General features: G+C 62.5%; 10 protein-coding genes. 5 read left to right on the forward strand and 5 right to left on the reverse strand.

Annotated features, from left to right (window positions below):
- Window positions 1–79: 79 nt before the first annotated feature.
- Window positions 80–709 (reverse strand): response regulator transcription factor, encoded by a 630-nt coding sequence (locus J4D28_RS16130; protein WP_007926150.1) that lies wholly within the window; start codon window positions 707–709, stop codon window positions 80–82.
- Between the two features lie 55 nt (window positions 710–764).
- Window positions 765–3,158 carry a PAS domain S-box protein gene (locus J4D28_RS16135; RefSeq protein ID WP_016704059.1) on the reverse strand — a complete coding sequence of 798 codons (2,394 nt, stop codon included), beginning with the start codon at window positions 3,156–3,158 and terminating at the stop codon, window positions 765–767.
- A 74-nt stretch (window positions 3,159–3,232) separates the two neighbouring features.
- Here J4D28_RS16135 and J4D28_RS16140 point away from each other — a divergent pair, with 74 nt between their 5' ends.
- A complete protein-coding gene (locus J4D28_RS16140) occupies window positions 3,233–4,231 on the forward strand; it encodes an alpha/beta hydrolase family protein (protein WP_009051154.1) in 999 nt (332 codons plus the stop codon).
- A 77-nt stretch (window positions 4,232–4,308) separates the two neighbouring features.
- On the opposite strand, the gene J4D28_RS16145 is transcribed toward J4D28_RS16140, so the two are convergent.
- The 3 genes from J4D28_RS16145 to J4D28_RS16155 are packed head-to-tail and all read right to left on the reverse strand — an operon-like array spanning window position 4,309 to window position 6,771.
- Complete coding sequence (locus J4D28_RS16145) at window positions 4,309–5,076, reverse strand: TerB family tellurite resistance protein (protein WP_009051155.1); 768 nt, start codon at window positions 5,074–5,076, stop codon at window positions 4,309–4,311.
- Between the two features lies 1 nt (window position 5,077).
- The gene (gene murU, locus J4D28_RS16150; RefSeq protein ID WP_009051156.1) at window positions 5,078–5,749 is read right to left on the reverse strand and encodes an N-acetylmuramate alpha-1-phosphate uridylyltransferase MurU; all 672 of its coding nucleotides are present in this window, start codon (window positions 5,747–5,749) and stop codon (window positions 5,078–5,080) included.
- Window positions 5,746–6,771: an aminoglycoside phosphotransferase family protein gene (locus tag J4D28_RS16155; RefSeq protein ID WP_009051157.1), complete on the reverse strand. Its 1,026-nt coding sequence runs from the start codon at window positions 6,769–6,771 to the stop codon at window positions 5,746–5,748. The genes murU and J4D28_RS16155 overlap by 4 nt, the downstream gene beginning before the upstream one ends.
- Before the next feature lie 130 nt (window positions 6,772–6,901).
- Here J4D28_RS16155 and J4D28_RS16160 point away from each other — a divergent pair, with 130 nt between their 5' ends.
- From J4D28_RS16160 to rsmA, 4 genes are read left to right on the forward strand one after another with little or no spacing between them, the layout of a single operon-like run.
- Window positions 6,902–9,703: an LPS-assembly protein LptD gene (locus tag J4D28_RS16160; protein WP_009051158.1), complete on the forward strand. Its 2,802-nt coding sequence runs from the start codon at window positions 6,902–6,904 to the stop codon at window positions 9,701–9,703.
- Window positions 9,684–11,000 (forward strand): peptidylprolyl isomerase SurA, encoded by a 1,317-nt coding sequence (gene surA, locus J4D28_RS16165; protein WP_036985516.1) that lies wholly within the window; start codon window positions 9,684–9,686, stop codon window positions 10,998–11,000. Before J4D28_RS16160 ends, surA begins: the two co-directional genes overlap by 20 nt.
- Window positions 10,997–11,986, forward strand: a complete 990-nt coding sequence (gene pdxA / locus J4D28_RS16170; RefSeq protein WP_009051160.1) for a 4-hydroxythreonine-4-phosphate dehydrogenase PdxA — start codon at window positions 10,997–10,999, stop codon at window positions 11,984–11,986. The genes surA and pdxA overlap by 4 nt, the downstream gene beginning before the upstream one ends.
- A complete protein-coding gene (rsmA, locus tag J4D28_RS16175) occupies window positions 11,983–12,801 on the forward strand; it encodes a 16S rRNA (adenine(1518)-N(6)/adenine(1519)-N(6))-dimethyltransferase RsmA (RefSeq protein WP_009051161.1) in 819 nt (272 codons plus the stop codon). The genes pdxA and rsmA overlap by 4 nt, the downstream gene beginning before the upstream one ends.
- Window positions 12,802–12,897 lie beyond the last annotated feature (96 nt).

The raw sequence follows: 12,897 nt of genomic DNA on the forward strand, positions 1-12,897 counted from the left end.
TGAGCTGAAAATCCCCAGGGCCAGGTTTAGCGACAGCTGCGCTGTCGATCGCAGCCTGCGGCAGCGGCTACAGATCCATTCAAAGCAGCTTGTGCTCCATCGCATACTTCACCAGCTCGGCCAGGGAGGTGATGTTGAGTTTCTGCATCAGCCGCGCCTTGTGGGTGCTGATGGTCTTGCTGCTCAAGGCCAGCTGCTGGGCGATATCGTTGACGTTGGCACCCTGGGCCAGCCGTTCGAACACGGAGAACTCACGCTCCGACAGCAGGGAATGCAGGGGCCGGGTATCCGTCAGGCCGACTTCGAAAACCATCCGGTCGGCCAGTTCCGGGTCGATATAACGCCCGCCTGCCGCCACCTTGCGAATCGCCGTCAGCAGCAGCGCCGGGTCGCTGTCCTTGGTGGCATAACCGGCCGCTCCCACTTTCAGCGCCCGGGCCGCCATCTGCGCTTCGTCGTGCATCGACAGCACCAGGATCGCCGGTGGATTGTTCAGCGCGCGGATCCGCGGGATCGCCTCCAGGCCGTTGACGCCAGGCATGGAAATATCCAGCAGCACCACCTCGCAAGGCACGTGGCGCAGGGTTTCCAGCAACTGCTCGCCATTGCTCGCCTCCCCCACCACCGTCAGGTCCTTGGCCAGGCCGATCAACTGCTTGATGCCTTCGCGAACGATGGTGTGGTCTTCGGCTACCAGTACACGGATCACAGCTCGTACCTCTTCTTATTAGTGATGATCTCTGCAGCGGCGAGTCTGCTCGCGCCTACAGGTCCAGCGGCACAGTAACGCTCAGGGTGGTGCCCTCGCCCAGCTGACTGTCCAGGGTCAGGCTGCCGCCCATGATCAGCACCCGCTCGCGCATGCCCACCAGACCGAAGGACGTCGGCCGCCCGGCCTCGACCACGAAACCCTGGCCGTCGTCGCTGATGGTCATGCACAGCTGATTGTGCTCGAGGCTCAGGGTCAGTTCGACAGTATGCGCCTGTGCATGGCGCATCACGTTGGTCAGCGCCTCCTGGAGGATGCGGAACAGACCGATGGCCTTGGCGTCGCTGAGCACCGGCAGGTTGTCGGGCACCTGCACCAGGCAAGGAATCTGCGTGCGCGCCTCGAAACGCCGCGCCTGCCACTCGATGGCCGAGGCGATGCCGGCATCGAGAATCGGCGGGCGCAAGGCCGTGGCCACATCGCGCACCAGCTGGAACAGCTGGGCGATCAGGCGCTTCATACTGTTCAGGCGTTCGTGCAGCCCCGGATCGAGTTGCGCGTAGGCCAGCTCGCACATCGAGGTCTCCAGCTTGAGCACCGTGAGCATCTGCCCCAACTCGTCGTGCACTTCCCGGGCGATACGAGCCTTTTCCTCTTCGCGCACGCTTTCCAGGTGCGCCGATAGCTCGCGCAGTTGCTCGCGCGAGCTGGCCAGTTCCAGTTCGATGCGCTTGCTTTCGCTGATGTCCCAGACGATACCGTCCCAGACATAGGCGCCGTCCTCGAGCTGGCGGGTGATGGCCTTGATTTCCGCCCAGCGCTGTTCGCCCTGGCGGGTCAGGATCCGCCCCTGCCAGGACCAGTCGCTGTCGGTGTCCAGGGCATGGTCCTGGGTCTGGTGGTAACTGGCCCGATCTTCCGGGTGCACCAGGCTGCGCAGCCCTATGTCGCGGTGGCTGAGGGTCGCTGGGGAGTAACCCACCAGGCTCTCGCTGCCTTCGCTGATGTAGGCGAAATCGATCTGCCCGGTCACCGGCGCCCGTTCCAGGCGGAACACTAGCCCCGGTACGTTGGCGGCGATCCCCTGCAACCGCGCTTCGCTTTCCTGCAGGGCGGCCAGGGCGCGACGACGCTCGGTGACGTCAGTGAGGTAAACCACCAGGTACTCGCCATCGCGAAAGCGCAGAAAGCTCAGCGACACATCGGCCGGCAGGATGCTGCCGTCGGCGCGGACACACTGGGTCTCGAAGCTGGGCGGCGCGTCCTCGCTGGCACGCGCGCGCTTCCACAGGCCAAGCCAGCGGTCCATGTGCAGGTTGGGTTCGAAGTCGCTCAACGGCCGGTCGACCACCGCCCCCGACGCATAACCCAGCATGCTTTCGGCCGCGCGGTTGGCGTAGCGTACATGGCTGTCCCAGTTGACCCAGAGAATGCCCACCGTGCTCTGGTCGATGGAAAACTGGGTCAGGCGCAAGGCTTCTTCACTGGCCTCGCGCCGGGCCAGGTCCTCGCGGGTGGTCAGCAACCGCTGCTCGAGCGCCTGTTGCTGGCGGCGCTGCCAGATCACGATGGCCATGCTCGCCAACAGCAGCACGGCCAGCAACAGGCTGAGGTTCTGCCAGAAACCGCGGGACTCGCTCAGCCGCGGATACTTGGGCTGCAGCCAACGATTGTGCAGCTGTTCCAGGTCCTTGGCGGCGATACCGTGCAAGGCGCGTTGCACGATGTCCGCCAGCTCGGGCCAGTCGCGCCGGGTAGCCACCCGCAGCAATTGCGGCAGGCCGATATCGCCCACCACCGCCAGGCCGGCGAATTCCGGTTCCGCCGACAAACGACTGAGCTGCGCCTCATCGATCACCGCATAACGCGCCTGCTGACTGAGCAGCAATTGCAGGGCCTGGCGCTCCAGGGGCACGCCCTGCAGATTGAGATTGGAGTAAGTCGCACGCAGGTAGTCTGCCACCGCGCTGGGCATGCGCACCGCCACGCGAGTCTGGCTGTCGAGCTTTTCCAGCTCCACCGCGCCGGCGCCCTTCTGCTCGCCGACCACCAGTTGCGGGACACGCATGTAGGGATCGGAAAACTGCCAGAGCCGCAAGCCGGCCGGGGTCTGGCTCAAGCCCGGGGCCATATCGACTTCACCGGCGCGTACCGCCGCTTCCAGCTGCGCCTGATCGGCAAAGTTGCGCCAACTCAGCTCGACCTTCATCGCCTGGGCCAGCCACTGCATCAGTTCGATATTGGCGCCAGACAAGCGTTGCAGCCGACGGTCGTACTGGGCGTAGGGGGCCTGGAGCACCACGCCGACCCGCAGTTCCCGGTGCTGTTCCAGCCATTGCTGCTGCGCGGGGCTCCACTGCGCCTGGGCGATATGCGGCGCAGGCACCGCCCAGGCCATCAAGGGAAGGCAGATACAGCCGATAACCAGCAGGCAGCGAAAACGCATCATCTGAAGTCTCACACACTGACAAATACTGACCAACCCATTAGGCTGCCGGGATTACTTCTGGCCTGGAATAACCGATGCCCCTTGTCCACCGCACGGCACTGCCTGCATTGTGCCTGTCGCTGATCCTGCCTTGTGCCTTTTCGGTCAAGGCCGAGGATCCGCAACCCGCCCCGGCAGAACAGGCTGCCGTGGAAAAACCGGCCGAGCGCCAGCCGCTCCTTGAGCGTAGCCAGGAAGATGCCGCGGCCCTCGAACGCGTCATACCGCCCGGCGAACAACAGTCACTGCAAGCCGGCAGCGAGAGCTTTCTGGCCCTGTGGAAACCGGCCAACAGCAGCGACCCCAAGGGCGCGGTGATTATCATCCCCGGCGCAGGCGAAACCGCCGACTGGCCTCAAGCAATCGGCCCTTTGCGCAACAGATTGCCGGACGCCGACTGGAGCAGCCTGAGCCTGACCTTGCCCGACCTGCAGAGCGATGCGACGCAACCGCGCATCGTCGAGGCCGAACCTGCGCCCGCGACCGCCGACACTAGCAGCAAAGATGCCGCCACGGCAGCGCCCAAGCCGATCGAACAGGCCGCCGGTGGCGAAGCCGAGATTGCCGATCGCGCGGTGGTGGAGAGCAGCGAAGAACAGGCCAAGGCCGATGCCGAGCGAATCTTTGCCCGTATCGACGCGGCGGTGACCTACGCCCAGCAGCAGAATGCCCGCAGCATTGTGCTGCTGGGTCATGGCAGCGGCGCTTACTGGGCCACACGCTACCTGAGCGAAAAACAGCCGCCGGAGATTCAGAAACTGGTGCTGGTGGCTGCCCAGACTCCGTCCATCGGCAAGCCCGGACTGGCGGAACTGACCCCGACCCTGAAGCTGGCGACCGCCGACTTTTTCTACAAGGACAACGCGCAGGCTCGCAAGAGCGCCCTGGAACGCCTGCAAGCGAGCAAGCGCCTGAAGAACGCCAACTTCACCCAGATCTCGCTCAATGCCCTGCCGGGCAACAGCACGGCTGAAAACGAACAGCTGTTCAGACGCGTACGCGGCTGGCTGAGCCCGCAACCCGCGCAAGACTGAATCCCGCCACGCTCGGCCCCGCTCCTGTTTGCCAGGGGTGGCGCCGAACGTGAGGCATTTCCCTCTAACGCATCTCTCTAACGAAAATCCCGGCGCTCGCGGATCAGCGCGTAAGCGCTGTGCAGCTCGCGGGTTTTCTCCGTGGCTTCCCGCACCTGCAACGGGCTTGCGCCGCTGCCGGCAATCTTGTCCGGGTGATGGCGGCTGAGCAGGCGCCGGTAGGCGCGCTTGATCTGCGAAGGCTCACTGGTCGCCGAGACACCCAGCAGGCGCAATGCGTCCTGATAGGTGCCACTGCTGTTGGCCAACGGTTTTTTGCTCGGCTCATAGTCCGCCGCCAACGCCTGCACCTGCTGCACGGTCCAGCCCAGCCACTTGCCCCAGAGCTGGATCAGCTCACGCTCGGCGGGGCTGGCCCGGCCATCGGCCCAGACCATCCGCCAGCATGCGCGCAATACACCCTCGGCGGCATGAGGCTGCGCCGCCAGGCGTCGCAGGTAGCCCCGCAACCGATCGTTACCCGACTTGCCCCGATTGAACGCGGCAATGGCGCGGCGCTGTGCGACCTCACTCATATCCAGCGAGCGCATTTCCAGACGCGCCTGCTGGATATGCCCGTCGACCACCCGGCCATCGCTTTTCGCCAACCGCCCCAAGAGTACGAACAGCAGTTCATCGTTGCGCAGTGCCGGTCGACCGCCCAGACGCTCACGCACCTGGGCCCAGCTATGCAGTTGCAGGCGCCGGTCCAGCGCCTGTCCCAGCAACGCTCCCAGCATGGCCCCCGGGATACTGGCTATGGCAAAGCCAGCCCCGGCTCCGATCAGAGTCCCTGGCCACAACATATCAGTGACTCGCTTCTAACAAGGTTTCGACTTCCGCCAGGCGCTCATGGGTACCGACATCGACCCAGTGACCCTGCAAACGCTCGCCGCTGACCTGTCCATCGGCCATGGCCTTGCGCAGCAGGGGCGCCAGTTTGAACGCGCCCGGTGTGCAGCCCTGGAACAGGTTCGGGTGCAACACCGCGATCCCGCTATAGGTCAGGGTCTGCGCACCCGGCTCGGCATCCCGCACCCGGGCATCGCTGAGGACGAAATCCCCGGCGGTGTGGTGAGCCGGGTTATCCACCAGCACCAGGTGCGCCAGCGCGTCCAGCGGACGGTTCAACGAGCGGAAATCGTAATCGGTCCAGACATCGCCGTTGACCACCACAAAGGGCTCGTCGCCCAGCAACGGCAAGGCGCGGAAAATACCGCCACCGGTTTCCAGTGGCTCGCCCTCCGGCGAATAGCGGATGCTCAGGCCGAAGCGCGAACCATCGCCCAGGTGATCCTCGATCTGCTGCCCCAGCCAGGCGTGGTTGATGACGATTTCGGTAAAGCCCGCCCGCGCCAGTGCCCGCAGGTGATACTCGATCAGCGGCACACCGGCGGCGCGGATCAACGGCTTGGGGGTGGTCAGGGTCAAGGGGCGCATCCGTTCGCCCTTGCCCGCGGCCAGAATCATCGCCTTCATACACAGGCTCCGACAGGTTGACGCAGGCTGGCCAACAGCTCACCCAACTCCGCCAGCTCCGGCCGACGAGCCACGACGGCTTCTATATAAGCGAAGAAACGCGGCACGTCGCCCAGGTAGCGGGGTTTGCCGTCGCGGTGGCAGATCCGCGCGAAGATCCCGATCACCTTGAGATGGCGTTGCACCCCCATCAGGTCGCTGGCGCGCAGGAAATCCTCGAAATCGGGCTGTACCGCGATCCCGAGCCGGGACGCTTGCTGCCAGTAGTCTTCCAGCCAGCCGCGCACCCGTGCTTCGGGCCAGCTGAGAAAGGCATCCTTGAACAGACAGGTGACGTCATAGGTCACCGGGCCGTAGACCGCGTCCTGGAAATCCAGCACGCCCGGATTGGGCTCGCTGAGCATCAGGTTGCGCGGCATATAGTCACGATGCACCAGCACCTTGGGCTGGGCCAGAGCGCTTTCGATCAACAGCTCGCTGACCCGCTGCCATTGGCCGCGCTGGCGCTCATTCAGCTCGACGCCCAGCTCGCGTCCCACGTACCACTCGGGAAACAGCTCCAGTTCACGGCGCAGCAAAGCAACGTCATAACTGGGCAATGGCGCATCCATCGGCAACTGCTGGAAAGCCAGCAAGGTTTGCAGCGCATCCTTGAACAGGGCGTCGGCATTTTCGCCGTCGATCACGTCCAGATAGGTTTTGTTACCCAGGTCATTGAGCAAAAGAAAGCCGCGCGACAAATCTTCTGCATAAATTTTCGGCACATTGATTGCGGATTTTGCCAACAGATGGGCGATATCCACGAAGGGTTTGCAGTTTTCCTGGGGCGGTGGAGCATCCATCACCACAAAGCTGCGGCCTTCGCCTTCCCAGCGGAAATACCGCCGGAAACTCGCGTCGCTGCTGGCCGCGGTCAATGTGGCCGGGGGCACGGGGCCCCATCCGTTGGAGGCATAAACAATCGACAACTGCTCATCGAGCCAAACTTTCAGGTGTTGCAAGCGTACATCTTGGTCAGGCATTGCAAGGGTCTCCGACGGCGCTAGCCGTCAAGCGGGTCATGCTTTATTATCCAGCATCTTTTTCAGACCATCGAGAGGCGTGCGGCCCACACCGCGGGCAGATGGCACGCAGGAAGCCCGGACTAATAAGATGGCATTGAAATCCCCCGCGTTTCGTAAAAAATTTCCGTTGTTGGTTACTGGCAGTCTGCTGGCCCTGCAACCCCTAGCCACTTCGTTCGTGGTCGCCGCAGAACAGTATGACTGCTCAGTCTCTGCTTCGGGCGGCTGGGACTGCGCGCCGAAAACCAGCGCCGCTCAACTGCCTCCGCGCCCTGTGCATGACGCGAGTGCGGTCAGTTCGAGCACCGCTACATCGGCCGAAGGCGGCGAAACCAGCGAAGACACCGGCGCCAAGCCGATGCTGGTTACCGAATCCAAGGGCCGCGGCCTGAAGTCCCGCAGCGAAGACTACAGTCACCTCGACTGGGTTCCGCGCGAGAAGCTGACCGCCGCCCAGTTGGCCGAGACCGGCCCTTACTGCGCTGGTGCTTATATCGAACCGATTCGTCCTGGCATGAATGACAAGACGAATAAAAGTGACGCCCCGACCTTTATCGGCGCCAAGGCTTCGCGTTATCAGCAGGAGCAGCAGATCGCTACCCTGGCCGGTGACGTGGTCATGCGCCAGGGCAGCATGCAGGTCGAGGCCGACGAGGCCAACCTGTACCAGGCCGAGAATCGTGGCGAGCTGAACGGCAACGTCCGCCTGCGCGACAACGGCGCCCTGCTGGTCGGCGATCATGCCGATGTACAACTGGACACCGGCGAGGCCAAGGTCGACAACGCCGAATATGTGATGCACAAATCGCGCATCCGCGGTAACGCGCTGTACGCCAAGCGTGCCGAGAACGCGATCATCCGTCTCAAGGATGGTACGTACACCACGTGCGAACCAAGCAGCAACGCCTGGCAGCTCAAGGGCAACAACATCACCCTGAACCCGGCGACCGGCTTTGGCACCGCGACCAACGTGACGTTACGCGTCAAGGACATTCCGGTCCTGTACACGCCGTACATCTATTTCCCGATCGACGACCGTCGCCAGTCCGGCTTCCTGCCGCCGACCATCGGCAGCGGCAGCGATACCGGCTTCATGCTGGTTACCCCGTACTACTTCAACCTGGCGCCGAACTACGACGCCACGTTGTACCCGCGCTACATGAGCAAGCGCGGCCTGTTGATGGAAGGCGAATTCCGTTACCTGACCAAGTCCAGCGAAGGTCAGTTCGGCGCGGCGTACCTCAACGACGAAAACGACGACCGCAAGCTGCAGTCGGACTACGAAAAAACCCGTTACATGTACAACTGGCAGCACAAGGGCGGGCTCGATTCGCGCCTGATGACCGAGGTCGACTACACCAAGATCAGCGACCCGTACTACTTCCAGGATCTGCAGACCGACCAGATCGGTGTGGAAAGTCGTGATTACATCAACCAGCAGGGTGCAGTGACCTACCGCGGCGATACCTATACCGCGCGCCTCAATGCCCAGGCTTATGAACTGGCCACGGTTTCCAACATCACGCCTTACAACCGTCTGCCGCAAATTACCTTGGATGGCTTCTTGCCACAGCATCCGGGCGGGCTGGACTTCAAGTATCAAACTGAAATTGTTCGGTTTGATCGCGACCTGCAGAACGGTACTTTTTTTGATGAGAATGGTGTCGGTGCACCGAGACTCGACCGCAACATTCAGGGTCTGGCGCGTGCCAATGGCAATCGCCTGAATCTTGCACCGTCTGTAAGCCTTCCGCTTAACTGGACCTACGGCTTCCTGAAGCCGTCCCTCAAGTATCAGTACACCCAGTACGATCTGGATCTGGACAGTATTGGCAAGAGCCAGGTTGCTGCACAGACCGCGGAGCAGAACCGTCTTGACGGCACTTACAGCAGCAACCAGAACCGTGGCGTGCCTATCGCCAGCATCGACAGCGGCTTGTACTTCGACCGCAACACCCAATGGTTCGGCAAGAACTACCGTCAGACCCTGGAACCACGCCTCTACTATCTCTATGTACCGGAGAAAGACCAGAGCGACATCCCGGTATTCGATACCAGCGAGTCTACTTTCAACTACTCGTCGCTGTTCCGTGATAACCGTTTCACCGGCTCCGACCGTGTAGGCGACGAGAACAAACTGTCTCTCGGCGTCACCAACCGCTGGATCGAAGAAAACGGCTTTGAACGTCAGCGCATCAGTATCGGCCAGGCCTTGTACTTCAAGGACCGCGAAGTCCAGTTGCCGGGTATCGATGCGAAGACCCGCGATGACGCACACTCCAATGTTTCGCCTTATGCGCTGGAATACGAGTACCGCTGGAACCGCGACTGGCGTACCACTGCCGACTACAACTGGGATCCGGACAGCCACAGCCCGCGCTCCGGCAGTGCGATGTTCCACTACCAGCCGGAAGACAACCCGAACAAGGTCATCAACGCCGGTTATCGTTATCGCAACGACCTGGTTCGTTACGACCAGTCCACGGGTAAATGGTCGGTGGGTGGTGGTGACTACGGCACCCCAGGCACTCCTGGCTACGTGAAGGACTATTACAAGATCAAGCAGCACGACTTCTCGGTGATCTGGCCGATCGTGCCGCAATGGAACCTGATCAGCCGCTGGCAGTACGACTACAACCGCAACCGTACTCTCGATGCCTTCGGTGGTTTCGAATACGACAACTGCTGCTGGAAACTGCGCCTGATCAACCGTTACTGGGTCAAGTATGACGAATTCAGTCAAGACGCCCCGCAGAACGAGAAAGGCGACCATGGCATCTTCCTCCAAATCGTCCTGAAAGGACTCGGCGGCCTGACCGGCGCCAAGGTAGAGAGCTTCCTCGACAAAGGCATTCAAGGTTACCGTGAACGTGAAGACCAAGCTTTCTGATTGTCTGCGCCCGCTGATGCTGGGCGCATTGTTCCTGGGTACCGCGGCGAGTGCCGCGGTACAACCCATCGACAAAGTGGTGGCCATCGTCGATAACGACGTGGTCATGCAGAGCCAGCTGGACCAACGGGTTCACGAAGTTCAGCAAACCATCGCCAAGCGCGGCGGCGGCATGCCTCCCGCCGATGTTCTGAACCAGCAGGTACTGGAACGCCTGATCGTCGAAAACCTGCAACTGCAGATCGGCGAACGCTCCGGCATCCGCATTACCGATGAAGAGTTGAACCAGGCTGTCGGCACCATCGCCCAACGCAACAACATGACACCCGATCAGTTCCGTGCCGCCCTGGCTCGTGATGGCCTGTCCTATCAGGACGCCCGTGAACAGATCCGCCGCGAGATGATCATCAGCCGTGTGCGCCAGCGCCGTGTTGCCGAACGCATTCAGGTCTCCGAGCAGGAAGTGAAGAACTTCCTCGCCTCCGACCTGGGCAAGATGCAGCTGTCCGAAGAGCTGCACCTGGCCAATATCCTGATTCCAACCCCGGAAAGCGCCAACTCCGAAGCGATTCAGAGCGCCGCGCGCCAGGCCATGGATATCTATCAGCAGCTCAAGCAAGGCGCCGACTTCGCTCAGCTGGCCATCGCCCGCTCGGGTAGCGACAACGCTCTGGAAGGCGGCGACATGGGCTGGCGTAAAGCCGCTCAACTGCCCCCTCCGTTCGACCGCGAACTGAGCGCCATGGCAGTGGGCGATATCACCCAGCCAGCCCGTACTCCAGGCGGCTTCATCATCCTGAAGTTGCTGGAAAAACGCGGTGGCGGCAATCAGATGCGTGACGAAGTGCATGTCCGTCACATCCTGATCAAGCCAAGTGAAATTCGCAGCGAAGAAGAAACCAAGCGCCTGGCCCAGAAGCTCTACGAGCGCATCGAAGCCGGCGAAGACTTTGCCGAACTGGCGAAAAGCTACTCGGAAGATCCGGGTTCCGCCCTCAACGGTGGCGACCTCAGCTGGATCGACCCGAACGCCCTGGTACCCGAGTTCCGCGACGTGATGGCCAAGACCCCGCAAGGGCAACTGTCCAAGCCGTTCCAGAGCCCCTACGGCTGGCACGTACTGGAAGTCCTTGGCCGCCGCGCCACCGACAGCACCACCCAGGCTCGCGAACAACAAGCCATGACTGTGCTGCGTAACCGCAAATACGACGAAGAGCTGCAAACCTGGCTGCGCCAGATTCGCGACGAAGCCTACGTCGAGATCAAACTTCCTGGCGCTGACCAGGCGGCACAGTGAAACCCAAGCGTTTCGCGCTCACCCCCGGCGAGCCAGCCGGCATAGGTCCCGACCTGTGCCTGCTGCTCGCCTCGCAAGAACAGCCACACCCCCTGATCGCCATCACCAGCCGCGACCTGCTTACCGAGCGGGCCGCGCAGCTGGGTGTGGCCGTCAGCCTGATTGCGGTCGGCCCCGACAATTGGCCTAACCAGCCGGCCGCCGCCGGTAGCCTCTATGTCTGGGATACCCCGCTGTCAGCCAAGGTCGTCGCCGGTCAGCTGGACAAGGCCAACGCCGCATTCGTCCTGGAAACCCTGACCCGGGCCGGCCAAGGCTGCCTGGACGGATATTTCGACGGCATGATTACCGCCCCGGTGCACAAGGGAGTGATCAACGAGTCCGGCATCGCCTTTTCCGGCCATACCGAGTTTCTCGCCGACCTGACGCATACCGAACAAGTGGTAATGATGCTGGCCACCCATGGCCTGCGCGTGGCACTGGTGACCACTCACCTGCCCCTGCGGGACATTGCCGACGCCATTACTCCGGAGCGCCTGGAGCGGGTTACACGCATTCTGCATGCAGACCTGCACAACAAATTCGGCATCGCCCAGCCACGTATCCTGGTCTGCGGGCTCAACCCGCATGCCGGCGAAGGCGGACATCTGGGCCATGAAGAAATCGATATCATCGAACCCACCCTGGAGCGTCTGCGTAACGAAGGTATGGACCTGCGCGGCCCCCTGCCCGCCGACACTCTGTTTACCCCCAAATATCTGGAGCACTGCGACGCAGTGCTGGCGATGTACCATGACCAAGGGCTGCCTGTGCTGAAATACAAAGGCTTCGGCGCCGCGGTCAACGTGACGCTGGGCCTGCCGATCATCCGCACCTCGGTCGACCACGGCACTGCCCTGGATCTGGCCGGCAGCGGCAAGATCGATACCGGCAGCCTGAAAGTCGCCCTGGAAACCGCCTATCAGATGGCCGAGACCCGTTTATGACCGAGCAATACCAGCACCGGGCGCGCAAGCGCTTCGGCCAGAACTTCCTGCATGACGCCGGCGTGATCGACCGCATCCTGCGCTCCATCAATGCCAAGTCCGGCGACCGCATGCTGGAAATCGGCCCGGGCCAGGGCGCCCTGACCGAAGGCCTGCTCAACAGCGGCGCCCAGCTGGACGTGGTCGAGCTGGACAAGGACCTGGTGCCGATCCTCAACCAGCAGTTCGCCGGCCGGGACAATTTCAGCCTGCACCAGGGCGACGCCCTGAAGTTCGACTTCAACAGCCTGAATGCCGCCCCCGGCAGCCTGCGGGTGGTCGGCAACCTGCCCTACAACATCTCCACCCCGCTGATCTTTCACCTGCTGCAAAACGCCAGCCTGATCCGCGACATGCACTTCATGCTGCAGAAAGAAGTGGTAGAGCGCCTCGCCGCAGGCCCGGGCGGTGGTGACTGGGGCCGTCTGTCGATCATGGTCCAGTACCACTGCCGCGTGGAGCATCTGTTCAACGTCGGCCCTGGCGCATTCAATCCGCCACCGAAAGTCGACTCGGCGATCGTCCGCCTGGTGCCACATGCGGTACTGCCGCACCCGGCCAAGGATCATCGCCTGCTGGAGCGCATCGTCCGCGAAGCCTTCAACCAGCGCCGCAAGACCCTGCGCAATACCCTCAAGGCCCTGCTTTCCAGCGCCGAGATCGAAGCCGCCGGTGTCGATGGCAGCCTGCGTCCGGAGCAACTGGACCTGGCAGCCTTCGTTCGCCTGGCCGACAAGCTCGGCGAACAGGCCGCGGACACTGCCAGCGCCAGCTGACACGCCACCAGCGTTATCGGGTAAGACGCTAGGCGCCATGTCTGGTTTACTACCCGATACTTGGCCTAGACTGACCTCCATCAGTTTTATCCCGCG

Source organism: Pseudomonas sp. GW531-T4 (genome assembly GCF_017349615.1).
Classification (GTDB): Bacteria; Pseudomonadota; Gammaproteobacteria; order Pseudomonadales; family Pseudomonadaceae; genus Aquipseudomonas; species Aquipseudomonas chlororaphis_I.

Excerpts from the sequence above, each read along its gene's own strand:
- J4D28_RS16135 (WP_016704059.1), bottom strand. The coding sequence starts at position 3,158 with ATGATGCGTTTTCGCTGCCTGCTGGTTATCGGCTGTATCTGCCTTCCC.
- J4D28_RS16140 (WP_009051154.1), top strand. The coding sequence starts at position 3,233 with ATGCCCCTTGTCCACCGCACGGCACTGCCTGCATTGTGCCTGTCGCTG.
- J4D28_RS16145 (WP_009051155.1), bottom strand. The coding sequence starts at position 5,076 with ATGTTGTGGCCAGGGACTCTGATCGGAGCCGGGGCTGGCTTTGCCATA.
- murU (WP_009051156.1), bottom strand. The coding sequence starts at position 5,749 with ATGAAGGCGATGATTCTGGCCGCGGGCAAGGGCGAACGGATGCGCCCC.
- J4D28_RS16155 (WP_009051157.1), bottom strand. The coding sequence starts at position 6,771 with ATGCCTGACCAAGATGTACGCTTGCAACACCTGAAAGTTTGGCTCGAT.
- J4D28_RS16160 (WP_009051158.1), top strand. The coding sequence starts at position 6,902 with ATGGCATTGAAATCCCCCGCGTTTCGTAAAAAATTTCCGTTGTTGGTT.
- rsmA (WP_009051161.1), top strand. The coding sequence starts at position 11,983 with ATGACCGAGCAATACCAGCACCGGGCGCGCAAGCGCTTCGGCCAGAAC.